The sequence below is a fragment of the Rhodanobacter sp. Col0626 genome (genome assembly GCF_049994385.1).
GTDB lineage: Bacteria > Pseudomonadota > Gammaproteobacteria > Xanthomonadales > Rhodanobacteraceae > Rhodanobacter.
This window is the reverse complement of sequence record NZ_CP188260.1, coordinates 2,651,477-2,672,131: the sequence shown is the minus strand read 5'-3', so window position 1 is coordinate 2,672,131 and position 20,655 is coordinate 2,651,477. Positions and strand designations below refer to the sequence as shown.

Sequence of the window (20,655 nt, the reverse complement as noted above, 5' to 3'; positions counted from 1 at the left end):
GGCTTCGCGAACCATGGGATGCGATGGCTGCCCGACGCAATGCACGGACGACAGCACGGCGATCATCGGCGGCACAGCGGTGTGTCGCCTTGCGTCGTCCGGCACGTTTGGCAGGCTGTTTCCATCTGGCTGGGTCTTTGCTCAGTCGCGATCGGGTGCGCCGAGCGGAAAGTACGACCGGTAGGGCCGTGCCTCGTCGACGGCGCGCGCGAACGAGGGGCGTGCGAGCAGGCGTTGCCGATACGTTTTGACGTTCGCGCAGGTCGCGGGAACGGGATGCGCCCAGTCGGCATAGAACAACGAAGGCGCGGCAGCACAATCGGCAAGGGTGAAGGTGTCACCCGCCGCCCATGAACGTCCGGCCATGACCTGATCCAGCCATGCATAGGCGGTATCGAGCATGGCGCGCGCCTCAGCTACGCCGACACTGTCGCGATCGGCCTCGGGGCGCAAGCGATCCAGCACAATTCTCTGCAGCGGCGCATGCACGTAATTGTCGAAGAAGCGATCCATCGCGCGTGCTTCCAGGGCGTCGCCGGCATCGGCAGGAATCAGTCGTACGGTGCCACCGTGGTACAGATCGAGGTACTCGATGATGATGCTCGCCTCGACCACCGTGCGATCGCCGTCCCGCAGTAGCGGAAAGCGCTTCAACGGCCAAAGCGCATCGAACTCCTTCATCGTGCCGGGGTTGTCCGGCGAGAGCAGGTACCACTCGAAGGGCGTGCCGTTCTCGTAGAGCGCGATCAGCGCTTTCTGGGTGTAGGAGGAAAACGGGTGCGCATACAGTTTCAGGATCATCGCGGCTCGCCTGTGCGGATTTGTCGAAGCGACGAACGGGCGCTTGCGAAATCGACATCGAGGTTCGCCATCGGATCGGCTTTCGGCCCTTGATCAGCTCTCCACCATGGCCTTCAATTTCATCAGCGCGCGGTCCCATTGCTGCGCGATCAGATCAAGCGACTGGCGCGCCTGCTCCAGCTGGGCAGGCTCGAACTCCCATCGGTGTTCGCGTCCCAGTTTCAGGTCGCGGACCAGGCCGGCATCGGCCAGCACGTGCAGGTGTTTGGTCACGGCTTGCCGGGTGATGTCGGTACCGGCGGTGAGCTGGGCGATCGACATGGCGCCGCCGACGCAAAGCGCGGCGACGAGGCGCAGGCGCGTCGGGTCACCCAGGGCCGCAAAAAGCGGGGCGAGCCGATGCAACGACGCGGCTTCAGTGCGCGGCGACATATGTCCTGATGTTTTCCATCTGCGCATCCCAGCCGCTGCTGTTCATGCGGAACGCTTCATGGCGACGCTCCAGCGGGATCTGGTCGAAACCGGATTCGGTGAGGCGGAGCAGGGTGCCACCGGCGGCATCCTGCAGCTCGAATACCGCCAGAGTGGTGGGCTCCCCTGAGTAATCGACCGTCTGATCCACCGCATACGGGTGCCAGCGGAACGACAGCAAACGCTCCGGTTCGATGCGTTCGACCAGCGCCTCGAACAACAGATGTTCATAGCCTGGGTGGGTGATATAGCCTTGCACGCTCTGGCCGGCAACGAACCGCTGGCCCTTCAGCGCCACGCCAAACCAGTCGCCGAAGGCTTCGGCGTCGGCAAGGGCACGCCAGACACGCTCACGTGGGGCGTTGAGCTGGATCTGTCTTTCTATGCGATCGGTAGATGTGTTCATGGGCAACCTCCTGGCTGCAGGTTAACCCCTTTGTCAGTTTAAATGCAACTTAAAGGTTGCATAAGGCCGTGAGATGGCGTGAACGAAGGTCCATGCCACCGCATGTGGTCGTCCCGGAGGATTCCTTGCGGGTTTTCAATGCGCCGGTGCGGTGGCGCGCAGCGCGGATTCATGCCGGCAGCGCTATGATTTTGTCCTTGTCGGCGAGAGTATGTGGAGGCTCCCATGGCAACCGGATGGGCAGGCGACGGCGCGGTGCAGGACCAGATCGATGCGACGGTCAACGACGCCGTGCAGCGGGTGCGCCAGCAGTTGCGCAACGGCCCCGGTCTGAAACGCTGCGAAGAATGCGATGCGCCGATTCCCGCGGCACGACGCAAGGCCGTGCCGGGAGTGCGCCTGTGCGTGACCTGCCAGGAGGCGCAGGACGCCGAGCAGCGCGGTGCCGGCCTCTACAACCGGCGCGGCAGCAAGGACAGCCAGCTTCGCTGAGAAGGTGCGTGCTGGTCTACCCGGCTGCCGCTCCACGCAGCACGGCCAGCGCGATTTTCATCTGCATGATCGCGTCTGACAGGCGGGAGTCATCAACCGGCCGCAGGCCAGCCCGGACACGCCGCCGCCGATGCTGATTTTCGCGGGCTTCATTCGCCATTCCCGACGCGTTCGTCGCGCGTGGATCGATCGATGTGTGGCAGCCCGCCACGACTCAGTGCGTTGTCCAGTCATCCAGGCGTTGGCGCACCGCGGGTTCCAGGCTTTTCAGTCCCCAGCGCCGGCCTTCCGCCACGGCTGCATCAGCGGGTTGGCCGTCGATCAACGCGGCACGCAGCGCGATCATGGCGCCAACGCGGTTGCTGCTGGCGCAGTGCACGAGCGTCGGCCGGTCGCCGGCGTCGATCAGCCACTGATCGAACTGAGCGACATGGGCGCGGGTCAGGTCCTGTGCGCCGTGGATCGGCAGGTTGCGATAGCGGATGCCGGCAGTATGCATCGCTGCCGCCTCGTCGAAGTCGGGCGTTTCGTTGTCGACGCTTAGATCGATCACTTCGCGGATGCCGGCACGTTTCAACGCTGCCATGTCGCTGGCCTGCAGGCGTCCGGAAGCGACCCGATGGGGAGCGGGAAACGCCACGTGGGGCAGATCGGCCAAGGCGGTTTTCTCAGGCGTGGCAGCCATGGCGGCGGTGGTGAGACCAAGCGTCATCGCCAACAGCATTTTGCGGATCATGTGGGATATCTCGAAGGGAGCCCGGACAACCTAACCGAATCGGTGCGGCGGTGCCTTGATCGTCCATCGACGATCCGGTTGGACAACGTTGTCATCAAAGCCGCAAGAATTGGCTCTGCGCGACCGGTGCAACAAGGGGTGATTTGTCAGCCCGGCTGACTGCTGGTGTCGCAATGCAGCATGAAACCTGCGCTTCCTGGTTTCACGTCGACGGTCACAGTTCGGAAAAAGTCCGATAGACAACGTTGTCATTCGGGCCTAAGACAGGACAGTCTCACCATAAAAAGCGGTAATGCGCAGGGATGCGGCAAGGTGATCGGGTCCCCAACCGCACGGCTGACCGGAGCGCAGCCATGCATTCGCCTTGGCAAATCACCCCAGCGGGCATGGGCGACGGAAAGAGCGGAAGACGGCAGGGTGCACAGCTGTTCGCATCGAAGGATCGAATGGCTTATCTGGCACTTCACCGGACTCCTCCGATTTCCCGCCCGGGCTCCTGGCGATGCAATTCCCATCAGGAGATATCTCATGTTTGTGAAGCGATCGGCGGTGTGGTCAGGCCTGGCCTTGAGTGCGTTGGGCAGTGCGATAGGAATGGGCTTGTCCGTCAGCCTGCTGGCGGCGATACCCGTGCAAGCGGTTTACGCGCAATCCGTTCCTGCCTGCGCGGCAGCATGGAACGCGGCGACGGCGTATGTCGGTGCCAACGTTGTTAGCGAGAACGGAACGAACTACGTGGCGAACTGGTGGACGCAGGGTAACGATCCGGCCACCAGCAACGGGGGCGCGGGCTCCGGTCAGCCGTGGACTTCGCAGGATAGTTGCGGCGGCACGGATCCTGGCGACCCAGGTGATCCAGGTGACCCCGGCAATCCCGGCAATCCGCCCGCCCAAGGTTTCCTGTTCAGTCCCTACAAGGACGTCACGATCAATCTCAACTGGAACACCAATGTGATGCACACGGCCGTCACCGGCACGTCGATCCCGGTGGTGGGCAGCGGCAGCCTCGTGTCCACGGTCGAGCCGAATCTTGGTGCGATCACCTTGGCGTTTGCCTCGGGCGAGTGCGGCAGTGAAAGCTGGGGTGGCATCCCGGCGGCGAGTTTCGCCAGCGCAAACATCCAGCCGCTGGTCAACGCAGGTGTGAGCTACGTGGTCTCCACCGGCGGGCAGGCCGGCAGCTTCACCTGCTCGACGCCGGCAGGCATGGCGCAGTTCCTTTCGCGTTATGCGTCGCCGTACATGGTCGGCGTGGACTTCGATATCGAGGGCGCCCAGAGCCAGGCGCAGATCAACAACTTGATATCCAACGCTGCGTACGCGCATACGTTGTATCCGAACCTGCGCTTCTCCTTCACGCTCGCCACGCTGGCGGCATCCGACGGCAGCTACGGCGGACTCAACAGCGTGGGCGACATGGTGGTGCGTGCGGTGAAGGCGGCGAACCTGCCCAACTACACGATCAACCTGATGGTGATGGACTTCGGCGCAGCCAGTCCCGGCGTGTGCGTGGTGTCGAACGGTCAGTGCAACATGGGGCAGTCCGCCGTGCAGGCGGCGCTGAATCTTGAACACACCTACGGCATCGCGGCCAGCCGGATCGAGCTGACACCGATGATCGGCGTGAATGACGTCAACACCGAGCTGTTCACCCTCGCCGACGTCGATACGGTGGTCAATTACGCAGTCGGGCAGGGCATGGCGGGCGTGCATTTCTGGTCACTCGATCGCGACACGCCGTGTGCGGGTGGTGGCGGGACAGCATCACCCACCTGCAACTCGGTCAATGGCAGCACGCCGCTGCAATACACCAACCGCTTCCTGCACGATCTCGGCCACTAGGTCACGTCGACAGGCGTACACGCAGGCCCGGTGCATGAAGATGCGCCGGGCCTTTTTTCGAACGGTCGACTGGCGCCACAACGAGTAGCCACGCTCCGAAAAAAAAACCAGACATCCGCGCCAAATACATGGGAGGGGTCGCGCGGATGCCTGGCGAGGGGAAACTGACTCAATAGTCGTAGCTGACGCTCAGGCGGACGTAACGCGGATCTTCGCGATAGAGCGCGGTGCCGTAGAGCGGGTTGGGTGTACGTGGAGCATTTTCCGAATTCGGCTGCAGGAAGATCGCGTTCTGTTCGTTGAACACATTGAAGATGTTGGCGTTGAACGCGAGCTTCTGGCCGCCAAATGCCGGGCGATAGGTCACGCCAAGGTCGAGTTGATGCGTCCATGGAAGCCGGCCGTGGCTGCCGGGCGGCGACGGTTGTCCATCGCACCAGTGATAGGCGTTGCCATAGCCGACAGGGTTGGAGTGATCCGGTCCGTAGTAGCCCAGGCAAATACGCGGGTTGCCGGACTGCAGGCGCAAGTTGCCTGAGACGATCCACTCCGGGCTGACCTGGTAATAGCCGTACAGCTTGATCTGGTGCGTGTGATCGTTGTTCTGCGGACCGTTGGTGTTCTCCATGATGACGGCGTTGTCCCAATCCTCGCTCGCCGACGCGCCGCCCTGTAGCAGGTCCGAACGCAACTGGCCTTCGGTGTTGCCGTAGCTGCGCGAGAAGGTGTAATCGATGCGGCCGAACCAGGTGCCGTCGAACGGATGCTCGAGGAAGGTATCCAGCGCGTAGTAGCGACGCTTCAGGTGCTGGAAGCCGATTTCGTCGTTGCTCAGGGTGGTCGAGAACGGGTTGCCGGCGGTGTCGATCAGGTTGAAGGTATTGGCGCGGCCCGGGTTGATCAGGTAACAACTATTGCTGGAGCCCACTTCGTGGCCTTCAGCGGCGGCCTTGTCGGTCACCAGGGTCACATCGCAGAAATCGTCGATCGCGCTGCGCAGGACGCGCTGGGTCAGTTTGGCGCCGTAGATCCATTTCGTGCCGGCGGTCTTGGTGAAGCCGAGGATGAATTCATCCTGGTTCTCGGCCTTGATGTTCTTCGCGGTGACGGTATTCGGATCCGGCTGCTGGCCGTACGAATTGTTGGCCGAGACCGGCTCGGAAATCTGGGTCAGGCCGGTGGGTACGCCGTCCGGCCCGATCCCGCCGTAGGTGTAGTACTGCTGCGTCGCGATGTAACCGGCGGCAGCGCCGGTGGCCGGGTTCAACGGCAGACCGAGGTAGTAGCGCCCTGCATTGCCGAACACCTTGAAGCTGGAGTCACCGTTGACGTCCCAGCTGAAGCCCAGCCGCGGTGCCCACTGTGGCCGCGTCTGCTTGATGAAGGCCTGGCCGGCGGGGTTGTAGTCGGTGAACTGATCGTTGCGCAGGCCCAGCGAGAGCAGCCAGCGGTCGTTGACCTGCCATTTGTCCTCGATGTATTGGGCGCGCTGTGCGGAGCGCACGGAGACGACGCTGATGGCGACGTTCTTCTGCACGTAGTAACCGTCCGCGCCATTGGGGAATCCGTTGAGCGGTGGCACTTGACCGTCCACCAGCGGCAGCTCCGGGTGATCGGTCTGGCCGTAGCCCCAGCTGTATCCGGGACCGGTGTTGAACGTGCCTTGATCGTTCGCCCGCGCGTTCTGGTTGTCGATACCCGCGCTGATGGTGTGGTCGCCCAGGTGGTAGCTGAGGTCGAAGCGGAGATTGGTGGTCTTGTTGCCACGGCCTGGATCGGACAGCGAGGCGATCTGCGGATTGCCTCGCGGCGTGCCGCCATTCAAGGCGGGGTTCTGGTTGATGATGCCGCTGACGTAGGTGAGGTTGGGATCGTAGGCACCCGGGTAGTCGTAGTCGACGGTGTTCATCTCGCCATAGGTGGCGCTGAGCGTGAGGTTTTCGGTGAGGTAGCCGGTGTACTTGGCCACCCACAGGTCGCCGCCTTTCTTGGTGGCATCCTGCGGCCGGATCAGGCTGCCGCGCGTGCGCGCGTTGTAGTCGTAGTTGTAGACCGAGCCGGAGCCGCTGTGCTTGTCGCTGGCGCCGGTGAGTTCGACGATGTTGTTGTCGTTGATGTTCCAGTCCAGCTTGGCGTACCAGCGCGGATCGTTGTAGCGATATGTCTGGTTGGGTGCCGAGGTGGTCTCGACGGAGTTGACCTGGTTGCCCTGTTCGCGCTCGAACTCGCCAGCCACGAAGAAGAACAGCTTGTCCTTGATCAGCGGGCCGCCGGCATAGGCGCTCACCGTGGTGGTGGTCCTGTCGTTGGCGCTCTTGGGGTCGTACAGGGAGCCGGCGACGGGCGTCTTCGGCAGGCCGTTGGCGTAATGCACGTCGCGCTCGTGCGCGCGGGCAAAGTTCGGCTCCCAGATGACCTGCGCACCGAAATGCCATTCGTTGCTGCCGCGCTTGCCGACCTGGTTGATCACGCCGCCGTCGGAGCGTCCGTATTGCGCGCTGTAGCCGCCGGTGTAGACCTCTTGCTGATCGATCGAACCGTAGGGCAGGGTGAGGCCGCCGGCCGCATTGAGCGGATCGGTGGTATTGAAGCCGTTGATGTAATACGCGTTCTCGCTGGCTGCGGACCCGCCGAAGCTGACCAGTGACTGGCCGGTGGCGCTGGTGAAGTTGGCGGTGTTACGGCTGACCCCCGGTGCCAGCTGTGCGATCGCTTCGGCCGAGCGACCCAGCGGCAGCTTCGCCAGCTGATCGGCCGTGACCACCGTGCGCGAGTCGACACTGGTCACGTCGATCACGGGCAATGCGCTGCCGCTGACATTGACGGCGCTGAGCACAGCCGCATTGCTCGCGGTTGGCGCAGCGGCAAAGGAAACGTTGGTGGCGGCGCCGACATGCAGCGTGACGTTCTCGCGCGAATCGACCGTCTTGCCATCCTGTTGCAGCGACACCGTGTAGCTGCCCAGCGGCAATTGCGCGGCTACATAGCGGCCGCGGGCATCGACCGGCACTTGGCGGGACAGGCCGCTGGCGCTCTGGATCAAGACGGTATTGCCGCCGTGGTCAGCCACTTGGCCGACCAGGGTGCCGGTGGTGGATTGCGCTTGCGCGACAGTAAGGGTGCCGAGCGCGGCAGTGAGGGCGATGGCCTGGGTGAGCGCTAAAGCCAGTGCACGTTTGCGTCGCAAGGAGATCGGATGGTTCATGGGTTCCCTCGTCAGGCCGGATCAGATAGCGCGTGCAGCGGCGGGCTGCGAAAAAATAAAGGCGTAGTCGATTTGTTTGGATCGATCTAAATTTTTAGCTGCAATAACCGCGAAGTTCGTAACGGTGTTGTTCGTGGAGTGCTTGCTGCTGGGTTGCCGAGATCTTTGTATCGATCTAAATTAGGTGTACCGCACACTATTGAGGTTGTCGAGGGTGGAAGTCAAAAAATTGACGACCCGGTCATGAAAACGAAACCTGGGCTGGATTTGTTGCCGCAAGAACGGGCGAATTCCGGCTTGGTCGCCCGAAAATCGGTTCAGCAACCGCCTTCGCGGGCCGGACGACGTGCCCCAGCCTGCATGAAATTGCGCATCACACGATTTGCCGGAGTCAATGCATGAGCTTGTTCAACCCATCCACAAGGTTTCTGGTCATGGCAGTGTGGTTACTGGCCGCGGGTCAGGCTTCATCGACGCCGGCCAAGCCGCTGGCCACGGCGGCATCGACAGCCGGGCCTGCCCACGCGGGCAATCCGGTTTTCCCCGGTTGGTATGCCGATCCTGAAGCGGCCGTGCTGGAAGGGCAGTACTGGATCTATCCCACGACGTCGGAGGCCTACGACAAGCAGGTCTACTTCGACGCCTTTTCGTCACCCGACCTGGTGCACTGGACGAAACACTCGCGGGTGCTCGAGGCGAAGGCCGTGTCATGGGCCCGGCGGGCGATGTGGGCACCGGCGATCGTCGCCAAGGGCGGCAAGTACTACTTTTTCTTTTCGGCCAACGACATTCACGACCACGACGTCGGTGGCATCGGCGTGGCGGTGGCCGACCATCCGGCTGGCCCGTTCCATGACCTGCTGGGCAAGCCGCTGATCGGCGCGTTCCACAACGGTGCGCAGCCGATCGACCAGTCTGTGTTCAAGGATACGAACGGGCAGTACTACATCATCTATGGCGGCTGGAAGCACGCCAATATCGCCAGGTTGAAGAATGACTTCACGGGGGTTGTTCCGTTCGATGACGGGGCCGTCTACAAGGAAATCACCCCGAGCGGCTATGTCGAAGGCCCGATGATGTTCATCAGGAATGGCAAGTACTACCTGATGTGGTCGGAAGGCGGCTGGACCGGACCGGATTATTCGGTGGCCTATGCGATAGCCGATTCGCCGCTGGGACCGTTCAAGCGGATCGGGAAGATCCTGCAAGAGGATCCCGCGATCGCAACGGGAGCAGGGCATCATTCGCTGATTCATGCCGGCGATGACTGGTACATCGTCTACCATCGCCGCCCGCTGGGCGAGACGGCGGCGAATCATCGCGTGGTCTGCGTCGATCGCATGTATTTCGACAAGCAGGGCTTCATCAAGCCGGTCGTCATCACCCGGCAGGGCGTTGCAGCGCACCCGCTGCACTGACTGTCGCCGCGGGGTGGGTGGACCGGTAACGTCCGGCCGGTCGAAGCGGCGACGAGCACATCGAAGGTCCTTCGGACAAAACGAAGGCCGTGCTGCTGAAGGTGTGTTTCCCCAAAAGGATCGGTGCGGTTGTCCTATTGCCTTGCCTCGAGTCGCAGGCCACGCGGTGTCAGCCAGCGCTCGATGCCCTCGAAGATTCCCTGCACCAGCAACGCCAGCACGGCGGCCGGGATCGCACCCTCCAGGATCAGGCCGATGTCGTCCAGGCGGATGCCGGTAAGGATCGGCTGGCCGTAACCACCCGCACCGATCAGCGCCGCCAGCGTGGCGGTGCCGACGTTGATCACCGCCGCGGTCTTGATGCCGGCGAGAATCGAACGCGTCGCCAGCGGCAACTCGATGCGGCGCAGGCGCACGCTCGCCGGCAACCCCAGGGCGGCCGCCGACTCGCGCAACTCCGGCGTGATGCCCACCAGTCCCGCGTGCGTGTTGCGCACGATCGGCAGCAGGCTGTACAGGAACAGCGCGGCAATCGCCGGCCAGGTGCCGATGCCGAGCAACGGGATCATGAACACGAACATGGCCAGCGACGGCACGGTCTGCAGGATGCCGGTCAGGCCGATCACCAGTTGGCCGAGGCGTTTGAGGCGGGCGGCGAGGACGCCCAGCGGAATGGCCAGCAGCATCGCCAGTCCCAGCGAAATCGCTACCAGCTTGATGTGCTCCACGCTGCGCTGAAACAGCCGTGTCCATAAACCGCCACCGTCCCGGTCTGCGCGAATGCCGAGGAAATCGGCCGCCACCACGTTCTCCTTGATGCCCTGCAGCTTCACCTTGGCGTTCATCGTGCGCATCGCGTTCTCATCGATGCGCCCGACGAGTTTCTGCAAGGCGCCGACGAATGCCGGAGCGCTCTGGTTCAACGCCAGCCGGTACAGGTAGACCGCTTCGTAGCGTGGAAAATAATGGCGATCGTCGACCAGCGTGCGCAGGTGGTAGTAAGGAATTTCCGCGTCCGTGCTGTACAGGTCGATGGCATCGACCGCGCCGCTGTCGACCGCGTGATACGACAGCGTGTGGTCCAGGCCGCTCACCTTTGTCTGGGGCAGGCCGTAGCGCCGGCGCAGGCCGGGCCAGCCGTCGCCGCGATCCATGAACTCGTTGGAGAAACCGAAGCGCAGCTTGGGATGCTGCAGCAAGTCGGAAATGCGGACGATACCCAGGTGGCTGGCCTCATCGGCGCGCATGCCGATCGCATAGGTATTGTCGAAGCCCAGCGACTCGCTGATGCCGATGCCCAGCGGTTTGAGCCGCGCCCGCAACGTGGCGATATCCGCGTCTGGCGGCACGTTTTTCAGCAGTTCCTGCACCAGCGTGCCGGTGTATTCCGGGTAGGCGTCGATATCGCCCTGAAGCAGTGCGCGCCACAAGATGCTGGTGCCGCCCAGTTCGCGCCGATGCACCGCATCCACACCGGCTTCGCGCGCGCTGGCCAGTGCCAGTTCGCCCAGGATCACCGACTCGGTGAATTGCTTGGAGCCGATGCGTACCGGCGTGGCGTGCAGCGTTGCGGGCAGTAACAGATACGCGCCAAGGATCAGCCACGGCCATGGCAGGAAACGGCGCATCACGATACCTCCGGCAGCCGTCGCTGTGCTTCGACGAAGCGGCGGACGAACGGGTCCGCGGGATGATCCCGCAGCTCCTCGAAGCTGCCGTCCTGCACCACGGTACCCTTGCGCATCACCACCAGTCGCCCGGCAAACCAGGCGGCTTCGGCCAGGTCGTGGGTTACCACGATCACGGTCTTGCCGAGCTGGTCGAAGATCTGTTTCAGTTCGTCCTGCAGGTCATGCCGCACGACCGGATCGAGTGCGCCCAGCGGCTCGTCGAGCAGCAAGGCGTCAGGATCGGCCATCAGGCCACGCATCAACGCGACCCGCTGGCGTTGGCCGCCGGACAGTTCGGCGGGATAACGTTCCAACACACCACTGGGCAGATGCGTGAGCGTGGCGAGTTCTTCCGCGCGCTGGCGAATCCGCTCGGCGCTCCAGCCAAGATGTCGCGGCAGCAATGCGAGGTTGCCCAGCGCGGTCAGATGCGGGAACAGCCCACCATCCTGAATCACATAGCCGACGCGTCGACGCAATGGCAGCACATCGACGCGTTGCAGGGCTGCGCCATCGACTCGCACCACGCCTTGGTCGGGCCACTCCAGGCCCAGCAACAGGCGCAGCACCGTGGACTTGCCGGAGCCGCTGCTGCCGATCAGCGCGGTGGTGGTGCCCGCGGCGAAACTCAGGTTGATGCGGTCGAGCGCGAAAACCGCGCCGTAACGCTTGCTGGCCTGCTCGATGGCGAAAGCGATGCCGGCGGGTGCATCAGACATCGGCGGCTCCGGTATGCGTGCGACGCGTCACGGAGCGGAAGCCATCGACACGAATCGCGCAACGAATTCCGCCGCCGGTTCTGGCCGACCCATGTGGTAACCCTGACCGAAATCGCAGCCCATGCCGACGAGCAGGTCCTGCGTGGCCTGATCCTCTATACCTTCGGCAATCGTGGACAGGTCCATGTGATGAGCCAGGTTGATGATCGCGCCGACCAGTTTGCAGGTGCGTCGATCATCGCGCATGGCCCCGATCAGGGACTGGTCGATCTTCAGTTCAGTCGCGGGGAATCGGCGCAGGTAAGCGATCGATGCGTAGCCGGTGCCGAAATCATCGATGGCGACGCGTACGCCGAGATCCCGCAGGCGACCCAATGCCTGCGCGCTTGATTCGAGATCGTTGACCAGCGCAGTTTCGGTGATCTCCACGATCACCGATGTCGGGGCGACGTTCCAGGTCTCCAGCGCGCCCACGAACTGCTCCACCATGCCCGGTCGCGAAAGCACTTGTGGCGAGAAGTTGATGGCGATGCTCAACCCGTGCCCATGGCCCAACGATGCCACATGGCGCAGGGTGGCGTCGATGCTCCACCGGGTCAGCACCGAGATCAGGCCGCTCTGTTCGGAGAACGGTACAAAGCTGGCGGGCGACACTTCGCCATGACGTGCGCTTGTCCAGCGCGCCAGGGATTCGACGCCGACAACGCGTCGTTTCTGCAAGTCATGCACCGGCTGGAAGAACACCTGCAACCGATTGGCTTCGATGGCTTCGCGCAGATCTTCATAGAAGATTTCCATCTTGGCGTGTTCTGGCCGAAAGAGCGCGCCGAACTCGCCACGACGCTGCGCATCGTCCAGCGCCATCTCGGCGTGGCAGCACAAGAGGTCGGGGGTGGTTCCGTGTTCCGGGCAAAGCGCCACGCCCATGGCCACACGCAACTTCCACAGCGGGGCGGCATTGCGCATGGGCTGCTCGAAACTCTGGCTCAGGCGCGCACAAGCCTGGAATGCGTGATTGTGGTTGAGCATGTTCGGCAAGACGATCGCGAAGCTGTCGTCGCCGGCGCGAAAGATCCGATCATCCGGGCGCAACGATTGTTCGATCAGCTTGAGCGCTTTCTCTGCAGCCTGTTCGCCATGTTCATAGCCAAACCGGAGGCAGATCTCGCGCAGTCCGAGCGTGCGCAGCATTACGACAGCGAAATGCCCACCCTCGCCGGCGGAGAACTCGATCTGCTGATCGATCGCGGTGAAGATCTGTTGCCGGTTCAGCATGGCCCGGCCCGCGTCGTGATGAACAGAGGCAGACGGTCGGGCCGGCACACGAACTTGCCAGGCTGCAAATCGCTCACGTTCATGCGTCGTTCTTCGAGCTCAAAAGCCACGCATTGCACCGTCTGACAGGAATGATGGAAGCGTCTTGCCGGGCCAGTGACGTGAGTCGGTGGGGATCGCGCCACGGGGCGGAGCCAGCCTATCAGCAGATCGGCAATGGCGGCCATACTCGCAAGTGAAGCGGATTGTCGCCGGCGCCTCAGTCGCACATCGGGGCAGAGGACGGCGATGTCGCCGCGCCGGTCATCAACAGGCGGTTGCCGCCTTGGCGCTTGGCGCCATACATGGCGTTGTCGGCCTGACGCATCAGCTGTTTGTCCTCATGACCATGCTCGGGGTAGACGGCTATACCGATGCTGGAAGATACCTGCAAGCGGTGCTCGGCCAATTCGAACGGCCGCTCGAGTGCGGCACGGATTTTTTCGGCTATCGCGGTGGCATGTTCCGGCAGGCTGATGCCGTTGAGCAACACCACGAATTCGTCACCGCCGACCCGTCCGACGGTATCCGATTCACGCACGCAGCGGCCAATGCGAGCGGCGACTTCACGAAGCAGAAGATCACCGATGTCGTGACCGAAACTGTCGTTCACCAGCTTGAAACGATCGAGGTCGATGTAAAGGACGGACAGCCGTTGTCCGTCCTTGCGTGCCTTGACCAGCGCGTTGCGCAGGCGCTCGTGGAACAGTTCGCGGTTGGGTAGCGCGGTGAGCGGATCGTGCCGCGCGATGTATTGCAGCCAGGTCTCGATCTGCTTGCGTTCGATCGCCGCCGCGACCTGGGTGGAGACAAACTGCAGCAGCGCCTGGTCCTGTTCGGTATAGCGCACTTCGCCCGAATAACTCTGCACGGCCAGCACGCCGATGACGCCTCTTTGCGAAGCGAGTGGCACGCCCAGCCAGTCCAGCGAGTTCCGGCCGACGATCGGCCACGTGCGATCGGACAGTGCCGACTGCGTGTCGGGCGTCAACAACAGTGCCTGTCCGGTACGGATCACTTCGGCACTGAGCGTGCCCGAATCCAGTTTGCGTGGCGCGGGTGTTTCGTCGTACTGGTCGACGAAGTAGGGGAAACTCAGTTCGTCCTTCTCCCCGTTGTACAGCGCCACGAAGAAATTGATGGCTGGCAGGAGCTTGCCGATGATGAGGTGGATGTGCCGGAACAGCGCCAGCAGATCCTCGGCCGAGTGCGCCGCTTCGGAGATGGCATGCAGTGCCGTCTGCATGCGTTCGGCGTGTTTGAGTTCGGTGATGTCGCGCGCCACCGCGATGCGCAGGCCATCGGTTTCCGACCAGCGTGCCGACCACATGATATGGATGACACGCCCGTCCTTGCGTACGTAGCGATTCTGGAAATGCGGTTTGGGCTGACCGGCCATGATCTCGCTGGCGGCCTGCAAGGTGCGCTCACGGTCGTCCGGGTAAACCAGTTCGATCATCGGCCTGCCGATGACCTCCTGCGGCGTGTAACCGAAAATCCGCTCGAAGGCGGCACTGACGAAAACGTATCGTCCCTCGGTGTCGACCACGCAGATCGCATCGAGCAGGAGATCCATCACGTGGGTGAGCGGAACGGGGACTCTTGGCGGCATCGGCAGACGCGGCGGGATCATGGGCAATCGGTGCTGGAGTGACAGACGCGTCGGATGACCAAAGCCTACCCGATTCCGGGTGGCAAAGCGGGCAGCGTTCGTATGCCGCCGAGTGTTGTGGCCAGCGCGTCATTCTTCTGCATCGCTGCCGTCGGTCGTGTGGATGACGGCAGAAAGATGAGATTGCTTATCATTGGCGTTTCATGAAGTCTCGGTTAAAATCCCTCGAATTCCGCATCTTCCTGCAGGTTTTATGTCGCTGACCCATCGATTCCTCAAAGCGACACGCACCACCCATCTTTATCTGGGTGTGTTCACCGCGCCCATGCTGATGTTTTTCGCGATTACCGGCGGCCTGCAGAGCTTCAGCCTGCACGAAGCCACGCGTGGCGGCAGCTACGTGCCACCAGCATGGCTGGCAAGTGCCGCGCAGTTCCACAAGAAGCAGACCACGGTGCTGCCGCAGCGGCGTCCGCGTCCAGCGGTTGCGGACGAGAAGGCCACGCTGGCGCCGACACCGGCGGGCGCGACGACAAAAAACCGATCGGCATCGACGAGTGTTGCCGACAACGCGGCTGCGCGGCCGAAGAAGAATCTGCTGCCCATGAAGGCCTTTTTCGTCCTGGTAGCGCTGGGCCTGCTGGTGTCGGTGTTGAGCGGCCTGTACATGGCCTGGCGCTATAGCCGCAAACCATTGCTGTTCGGCACGGTCCTGGCCGCCGGGATCATGGTGCCGTTACTGCTGTTGCTGTTCTGATGGAACCGTCGGTAGCAGGATGTTTGTCGCGATCTCAGGATTTCCGATCCAGCCGTCCGAATGAAAACAGGTCCGCCAGCGGATGTTTGCGCCGCTCGATCAGTGCACGGATCAATCCAGCGCCGATCATGCTGTAGGTGATTCCATTGCCGCCATAGGCCATCGCAAACAGCACGTTCGGGCCGTATTGCCGATGCGGACCGAAGAACGGCAAGCCGTCGTCGGTCTCGGCAAAGGTGCCAGCCCAGGCAAAGGCAGGTGTCAGCTGCAGGCCGGGTATAGCCTTGGCGACTTTCTTCACAAGCTTGTGCGCCTTCCGATCCACGCGCGCATCGCGACGTGCAGGGATGTCGATCTCATCATCCTCACCGCCGACCAGCAGGCGTCCGTCACTGGTGCTGCGCAGGTAGAGATAAGGTCGAGCCGATTCCCACGCCATGGTATCGACCAGGCCGCGCAGTCCGGAGGAATCGAGCGGGTCAGTGATGAAGGCATACGAGCTGTGATTGCGGGCGACGTGCTGTTTCAGCCACGACTGGTTCGCGTAGCCGGCGGCGAACACGACATGGGCCGCGCGGATGCACGAGCCATCGCCGGTATGCAAGGTGACACCGTGCGTCGTGGTCTCGATGCGTTCGATGCGGGTGCGGTCGAACACCCGAGTGCCGCGTTTCTCCAGCCGCGTGAACAGGCGATAGGCCATGCGATAGGGGTCGAGGCGTGCAGCGAGCTGGCTGAGGATCGCGCCGGGTGCGTCGATGCCATAACCCTCGCGCAGGGCGCCGGATTCCAGCCAGCTCACCTCGAAACCATGTTTGCGTCGCAGCGCCAGTTCAGCCTGCAACACGGGTATGTGACGGTGCCAGCTGGCGTAGTACAGGCTGCGCATGCGCGCAAAGCCGACGTCGCGCACTTCGGCGGACAGGGCTTGCAGCAGTGGGATCGCATCGGCGCAGGCACGATAGGCAAGCACGGCATCGTCCTCGCCATAGCGTTTGGCCAGGTCGACCATGTGGGTATCGATTTCGTATTGCAACAGCGCGGTGCTGGCGGCGGAGCTGCCCCAGCCGATGTCGCGTTGCTCGACAACGGCCACGTCATGCCCATGCGCCGCCAGTTCGTCGGCGATCAGCGCACCACTGATGCCACCGCCGATCACCGCGACATCGCAGCGCAAATCGCATTGCAACTGCGGGAACGCGTGCATCAGTCCGTTCTTGATCGCCCAGTAGGGGTAGCCGCTTTTCAGGTCCATATCGTGGCCGCGGGTGAGATGAGAAGGACGATCGATGCTGTGATAGCTGCCACAGCATCGCCACGGTTATCGACGAACAACCGGCGGCGCGATCATCCTCGCCGGAAAGCCAGCGTGTCAGTGTGTTCGTGGGAGATCGGTGAACGCTGTGGATCGCGAAGATGAACCGCGCCCGCGCCGGAATGGGGTTCGAACATCCGGGTCACGCCCTGTCGACCGGTCCGCATCTATATCTGGCGTGTCTGCAATAAGGCAGGCCCTACTGGAGACCGCGGCATGGACAAGAATCGAGTCGAAGGCATCAAACACGAAATCAAGGGCACGGCCAAGGAAGTCGCAGGCAAGCTCACGGACAACAAGGCCAAGGAAGTTGCCGGCAAGGTGGAAAAGAATGCCGGAAAGGTACAGCGGCAAGTCGGCAATGCGGCGGATGAAATTCGGCGCAAGGACAACGACTCACGTCGCTGAATGCCAACGGTGGGCGGGCCCACCCGGTTGGGTGGGACGTGCCGATGAGTGCTGGCTATCTCCGTTTCATGAAGGCATGAGGGAATAACGCGAAATATTGCGAACCCACTCAATCTGCTGGCCACGAGGTAAAGCACCCGCACCTGACGCGGGTGCTTTTTTATGCCGAAATGCCAAGGATACTCATATATATTTATATTTATATCAATAACTTATTGTCAAGGTTAAAAAAAAGATGATGAATCCCGGTTACGCGCGCAAATCTTGAGGTAGATTTCGTCCAGATCGTAGAAATTTGCGATTCAAGCGACGGCCGAGAGGGGATCGAGGGGGCTCGAGTGATCTTTTTCGGCATTTCCTTGCGCCGGCTCGCCAGCCGACGCGCCAGTGTTTGTCTCCGGGAGCATAGAGAGCATGAATCTAGCCGAACGATATCGTCGTACCGCGTTGTGGCGTCCTACCGCATTGGCGGTGGCCCTTAGCCTTGGCCTTGGTGGCGTCGCCATGGCGCAATCGAACGCTTCGGGCGTCATTTTTGGCAACGCCGGAAATGCCGCGGGTGCCACGGTCCATCTGGAGAACACCAATACCGGTCAGATCCGCGACATAGGCGTGGAATCCAGCGGCCGTTACCGCGCGACCTCCCTGCCGGTGGGTACCTATACCGTCACGCTGCGGCGCGATGGCCAGGTGGTCGGCACCCGCGAGAATGTGCAGGTTCGCCTGGGTAGTGGTACCGATGTGTCTTTCGATGCGGCAACCGCCGGTGAAGGGAATGCCACGACGCTGGAAGGCGTCACCGTGGCAGGAACGGCGCTGCCGGCCATCGACGTTTCGTCCGTCGACTCGCGAACGGTGCTCACCGCTGAACAGCTGGCAAAACTTCCGTTGGCACGCGATGTCACCTCAGCTGCATTGCTGGCTCCGGGAACGGTCCAGGGTGATTCGCGGTATGGCAACGTCGCTTCCTTCGGTGGCTCCTCCGCATCGGAAAACCAGTACTACATCAATGGCTACGCGGTGACCAATGCATTGACCGGCATCGGCTTCACCAGCCTGCCGTACGACGCCATCGACCAGCAGCAGATCTATACCGGTGGTTATGGCGCCGAGTACGGGCGCTCCACCGGCGGCGTGATCAACGTGGTCACCAAGCGCGGCGGCAATACCTGGAAAGCGGGCGTTGGCCTGCACTTCACTCCGGATGCCTTGCGTTCCACGCCCAAGAGCATCCATCGCACCAACGGCCAGTTGTTCCAGAACAGGGGTGACAACGAAACCACCGCCACGCAGTACACCGCCTACCTCAGCGGTCCGCTGATCAAGGACAAGCTGTTTCTGTACGCGGCGGGAGACTTTACCCGCACCAGCGGCAAGACCATCAGTTCCATCCTGGCGCCGCAATCCACCAATGAGGTGTCCAAGGCGACCAAATGGCTGGCCAAGATCGACTGGAACATCACTGATAACCACATCCTTGAGTTCACCGGGTTGTCGGACAAGACCAACACGGACCGCAGCGTATACGCGTACGACTACCCGAGCAGTTCTCGCGGTGCGTTCATCGGTACCGACAAGCTGAAGAATGCGGCATCGCTGGCCGGTTCCGCGCCGGGCGGTGACGTCTACATCGGCAAGTACACCGGCTACATCACCGACAGCCTCACCGTCAACGCGTTGTATGGCACCAGCAAGTCCACGCATCAGCGCACGCTCGGATACGCGGGCAACCCCAATTGCCCGTGGATCACCGATTCGCGCACCGGCATCACCAATCCGATCATCGGTTGCGGACTGGTCAACGGCACCGTGCTGGGCCCAGGTGCGCAGGACAAGACCCATGGCTGGCGCCTGGACGTGGAATATCAGCTGGGCTCGCACGACCTGCGCGCCGGTCTGGACAACCAGACGCTGGAGTCGAGCAGCGGCAACCAGTACGAGGGCGGTTATCGCTGGCGTTACCAGAATGTCCGCGATGTTTCGGGGCGTCCCGACATCCTTCCCGACGTGCCCGCCGGTACCCCGTATTTCGTTGAAAATCGCACCTTCATCACCGGCGCCTCGGTCAAGGTGGAGCAGGAAGCGCAATTCATCGAAGACCACTGGCAGGTCAGTGACCGCTGGCTGGCTTACCTCGGCCTGCGTAACGAGCAGTTCAAGAATATCAACGGTGCCGGCGAAACCTATGTCAAGCAGCGTCACCAACTGGCGCCGCGCCTGGGCGTGACCTGGGACGTATTCGGCGACTCCACTTTCAAGCTGTATGCGAATGCCGGTCGCTACCACCTGGCGATTCCGTCCAACGTGGCCATTCGCGGTGCATCGGCGTCGCTGTATTCCTCCCAGTACTTCACCTATACCGGCGTGGGTCCGAACGGTGAGCCATTGAACCTGGTGCCGGCCGGCAGCAAGATCTTCCTCAATGGCGAGGATGGCACCGACCTCAATCCCAAGACCGTCGCGGCGCAAGGCATCAAGGCGTATTACCAGGACGAATACATCCTGGGCTTCGACAAGGCGATCAACAACGACTGGGCCTTCGGCGCGAAAGCGACCATGCGCAAGTTGAGGAGCTCGATCGACGACTTCTGCGACTCGCGTCCGTTCGAGAAGTATGCCGCCCGCAACAACATCGACATCACCAACGCCAGCATCCCGGGTTGCTACCTGTTCAACCCGGGCCAGCCGAACACGTTCATGGTGGACGTGGACGGGCAGGGCACCCTGATGCCGTTCAAGCTGACCATGGACGATTTCACCACGCCGGCCGGTGTGAAGTTTCCGCCGCTCAAGCGCAAGTACTACTCGCTCGAGCTGTACCTGGAACATCATTTCGACGAGCGCTGGTTTGCCCGGATGGAGTACACCTTCTCGCGCAGCTACGGCAACTCCGAAGGACAGCTGAAGTCGGATATCGGCCAGCTCGACCCGTCGGTGACGCAGGATTGGGACGCGCCGGAAATCATGCAGTACGCCAATGGTCCGCTGCCCAACGACCGTACGCATTCGTTGAAGACCTACGGCTTCTTCCAGGCCACTCCGGAATGGTTAGTGGGTGCCAATGTGGCGATCAACTCGGGCCGCCCGAAGAACTGCATCGGCTTTGACCCGGTGGATGCCATCCAGTACGGCGCGTCGTACTTCGAGTGTGGCAATCAACCGGCGCCTCGCGGTTCGCGTGGTCGTCTGCCATGGACGTACAAGGTCGATCTGAACGCGCAGTATCGTCCGCTGTGGGCGGGTGCGGACCAGAACCTGGCCTTCTCCGTGACCGTGTTCAACGTGCTCAACAGCCAGAAGACGCTGTCACAGGTTGATGGCGGCGAGGACCCTGCAGACGACTACGAGCGTCCGTTGGCATTCGAGACTCCGCGTTACGTGCAGTTTGGCGTTACCTACGACTTCTCGCTGTAACTGAACCGCCGCGTCGGGGTAACCCGGCGCGGTCGACAGGGAAGGCCGCCGGATCTCCGGCGGCCTTCTTTTTGC

Annotated in this window: 16 protein-coding genes; 6 read left to right on the top strand and 10 right to left on the bottom strand. The window is 62.3% G+C overall.

The window, feature by feature from the left end; genetic code table 11:
- Positions 1-141: 141 nt before the first annotated feature.
- The 3 genes from ACPPVV_RS11540 to ACPPVV_RS11530 all read right to left on the bottom strand — a co-directional run bounded on the left by ACPPVV_RS11540 (position 142) and on the right by ACPPVV_RS11530 (position 1,678).
- A complete protein-coding gene (locus ACPPVV_RS11540) occupies positions 142-801 on the bottom strand; it encodes a glutathione S-transferase family protein (protein WP_426700031.1) in 660 nt (219 codons plus the stop codon).
- A 93-nt stretch (positions 802-894) separates the two neighbouring features.
- Positions 895-1,233: an ArsR/SmtB family transcription factor gene (locus ACPPVV_RS11535; RefSeq protein WP_426700030.1), complete on the bottom strand. Its 339-nt coding sequence runs from the start codon at positions 1,231-1,233 to the stop codon at positions 895-897.
- Positions 1,217-1,678: an SRPBCC family protein gene (locus ACPPVV_RS11530; protein ID WP_426700029.1), complete on the bottom strand. Its 462-nt coding sequence runs from the start codon at positions 1,676-1,678 to the stop codon at positions 1,217-1,219. Before ACPPVV_RS11530 ends, ACPPVV_RS11535 begins: the two co-directional genes overlap by 17 nt.
- Positions 1,679-1,903: 225 nt before the next feature.
- On the opposite strand from ACPPVV_RS11530, the gene ACPPVV_RS11525 reads away from it, so the two are divergent.
- Positions 1,904-2,170, top strand: a complete 267-nt coding sequence (locus tag ACPPVV_RS11525; RefSeq protein WP_426700028.1) for a DksA/TraR family C4-type zinc finger protein — start codon at positions 1,904-1,906, stop codon at positions 2,168-2,170.
- 214 nt (positions 2,171-2,384) lie between these two features.
- On the opposite strand, the gene ACPPVV_RS11520 is transcribed toward ACPPVV_RS11525, so the two are convergent.
- Positions 2,385-2,906, bottom strand: coding sequence for a hypothetical protein (locus ACPPVV_RS11520; protein ID WP_426700027.1), 522 nt, complete (start codon positions 2,904-2,906; stop codon positions 2,385-2,387).
- 528 nt (positions 2,907-3,434) lie between these two features.
- Between ACPPVV_RS11520 and ACPPVV_RS11515 the strand changes: the two genes are divergently transcribed.
- Positions 3,435-4,748 (top strand): carbohydrate-binding protein, encoded by a 1,314-nt coding sequence (locus tag ACPPVV_RS11515; RefSeq protein WP_426700026.1) that lies wholly within the window; start codon positions 3,435-3,437, stop codon positions 4,746-4,748.
- 169 nt (positions 4,749-4,917) lie between these two features.
- On the opposite strand, the gene ACPPVV_RS11510 is transcribed toward ACPPVV_RS11515, so the two are convergent.
- Complete coding sequence (locus ACPPVV_RS11510; RefSeq protein ID WP_426700025.1) at positions 4,918-7,953, bottom strand: TonB-dependent receptor; 3,036 nt, start codon at positions 7,951-7,953, stop codon at positions 4,918-4,920.
- 398 nt (positions 7,954-8,351) lie between these two features.
- On the opposite strand from ACPPVV_RS11510, the gene ACPPVV_RS11505 reads away from it, so the two are divergent.
- Positions 8,352-9,371 (top strand): glycoside hydrolase family 43 protein, encoded by a 1,020-nt coding sequence (locus ACPPVV_RS11505; protein ID WP_426700024.1) that lies wholly within the window; start codon positions 8,352-8,354, stop codon positions 9,369-9,371.
- A 134-nt stretch (positions 9,372-9,505) separates the two neighbouring features.
- On the opposite strand, the gene ACPPVV_RS11500 is transcribed toward ACPPVV_RS11505, so the two are convergent.
- From ACPPVV_RS11500 to ACPPVV_RS11485, 4 genes are all read right to left on the bottom strand, one after another.
- Positions 9,506-10,999, bottom strand: a complete 1,494-nt coding sequence (locus ACPPVV_RS11500) for a glycine betaine ABC transporter substrate-binding protein (RefSeq protein WP_426700023.1) — start codon at positions 10,997-10,999, stop codon at positions 9,506-9,508.
- Positions 10,999-11,760 carry an ATP-binding cassette domain-containing protein gene (locus tag ACPPVV_RS11495; RefSeq protein ID WP_426700022.1) on the bottom strand — a complete coding sequence of 254 codons (762 nt, stop codon included), beginning with the start codon at positions 11,758-11,760 and terminating at the stop codon, positions 10,999-11,001. The genes ACPPVV_RS11500 and ACPPVV_RS11495 overlap by 1 nt, the downstream gene beginning before the upstream one ends.
- Positions 11,761-11,787: 27 nt before the next feature.
- Positions 11,788-13,035 (bottom strand): putative bifunctional diguanylate cyclase/phosphodiesterase, encoded by a 1,248-nt coding sequence (locus ACPPVV_RS11490; protein ID WP_426700021.1) that lies wholly within the window; start codon positions 13,033-13,035, stop codon positions 11,788-11,790.
- Between the two features lie 259 nt (positions 13,036-13,294).
- Entirely contained in the window at positions 13,295-14,707 is a 1,413-nt protein-coding gene (locus ACPPVV_RS11485) for a diguanylate cyclase domain-containing protein (RefSeq protein ID WP_426700020.1), read from the bottom strand.
- Between the two features lie 232 nt (positions 14,708-14,939).
- On the opposite strand from ACPPVV_RS11485, the gene ACPPVV_RS11480 reads away from it, so the two are divergent.
- Positions 14,940-15,443 carry a PepSY domain-containing protein gene (locus tag ACPPVV_RS11480; RefSeq protein ID WP_426700019.1) on the top strand — a complete coding sequence of 168 codons (504 nt, stop codon included), beginning with the start codon at positions 14,940-14,942 and terminating at the stop codon, positions 15,441-15,443.
- A gap of 34 nt (positions 15,444-15,477) precedes the next feature.
- Here the strand turns inward: ACPPVV_RS11480 and ACPPVV_RS11475 are convergent, their stop codons facing one another.
- Positions 15,478-16,698: an NAD(P)/FAD-dependent oxidoreductase gene (locus ACPPVV_RS11475; protein WP_426700018.1), complete on the bottom strand. Its 1,221-nt coding sequence runs from the start codon at positions 16,696-16,698 to the stop codon at positions 15,478-15,480.
- Positions 16,699-16,974: 276 nt separating this feature from the next.
- Between ACPPVV_RS11475 and ACPPVV_RS11470 the strand changes: the two genes are divergently transcribed.
- On the top strand, positions 16,975-17,166 hold the full coding sequence (locus ACPPVV_RS11470; RefSeq protein ID WP_426700017.1) for a CsbD family protein: 192 nt from the start codon (positions 16,975-16,977) through the stop codon (positions 17,164-17,166).
- Between the two features lie 414 nt (positions 17,167-17,580).
- Positions 17,581-20,580, top strand: a complete 3,000-nt coding sequence (locus tag ACPPVV_RS11465; protein WP_426700016.1) for a TonB-dependent receptor — start codon at positions 17,581-17,583, stop codon at positions 20,578-20,580.
- Positions 20,581-20,655 lie beyond the last annotated feature (75 nt).

Bases quoted from the DNA above. Each gene is read 5' to 3' on its own strand.
- ACPPVV_RS11540 (WP_426700031.1), bottom strand. From the start codon at position 801: ATGATCCTGAAACTGTATGCGCACCCGTTTTCCTCCTACACCCAGAAA.
- ACPPVV_RS11520 (WP_426700027.1), bottom strand. From the start codon at position 2,906: ATGATCCGCAAAATGCTGTTGGCGATGACGCTTGGTCTCACCACCGCC.
- ACPPVV_RS11485 (WP_426700020.1), bottom strand. From the start codon at position 14,707: ATGATCCCGCCGCGTCTGCCGATGCCGCCAAGAGTCCCCGTTCCGCTC.
- ACPPVV_RS11490 (WP_426700021.1), bottom strand. From the start codon at position 13,035: ATGCTGAACCGGCAACAGATCTTCACCGCGATCGATCAGCAGATCGAG.
- ACPPVV_RS11510 (WP_426700025.1), bottom strand. From the start codon at position 7,953: ATGAACCATCCGATCTCCTTGCGACGCAAACGTGCACTGGCTTTAGCG.
- ACPPVV_RS11495 (WP_426700022.1), bottom strand. From the start codon at position 11,760: ATGTCTGATGCACCCGCCGGCATCGCTTTCGCCATCGAGCAGGCCAGC.
- ACPPVV_RS11500 (WP_426700023.1), bottom strand. From the start codon at position 10,999: ATGCGCCGTTTCCTGCCATGGCCGTGGCTGATCCTTGGCGCGTATCTG.
- ACPPVV_RS11470 (WP_426700017.1), top strand. From the start codon at position 16,975: ATGGACAAGAATCGAGTCGAAGGCATCAAACACGAAATCAAGGGCACG.
- ACPPVV_RS11505 (WP_426700024.1), top strand. From the start codon at position 8,352: ATGAGCTTGTTCAACCCATCCACAAGGTTTCTGGTCATGGCAGTGTGG.
- ACPPVV_RS11530 (WP_426700029.1), bottom strand. From the start codon at position 1,678: ATGAACACATCTACCGATCGCATAGAAAGACAGATCCAGCTCAACGCC.
- ACPPVV_RS11465 (WP_426700016.1), top strand. From the start codon at position 17,581: ATGAATCTAGCCGAACGATATCGTCGTACCGCGTTGTGGCGTCCTACC.
- ACPPVV_RS11525 (WP_426700028.1), top strand. From the start codon at position 1,904: ATGGCAACCGGATGGGCAGGCGACGGCGCGGTGCAGGACCAGATCGAT.
- ACPPVV_RS11535 (WP_426700030.1), bottom strand. From the start codon at position 1,233: ATGTCGCCGCGCACTGAAGCCGCGTCGTTGCATCGGCTCGCCCCGCTT.
- ACPPVV_RS11515 (WP_426700026.1), top strand. From the start codon at position 3,435: ATGTTTGTGAAGCGATCGGCGGTGTGGTCAGGCCTGGCCTTGAGTGCG.
- ACPPVV_RS11475 (WP_426700018.1), bottom strand. From the start codon at position 16,698: ATGGACCTGAAAAGCGGCTACCCCTACTGGGCGATCAAGAACGGACTG.
- ACPPVV_RS11480 (WP_426700019.1), top strand. From the start codon at position 14,940: ATGTCGCTGACCCATCGATTCCTCAAAGCGACACGCACCACCCATCTT.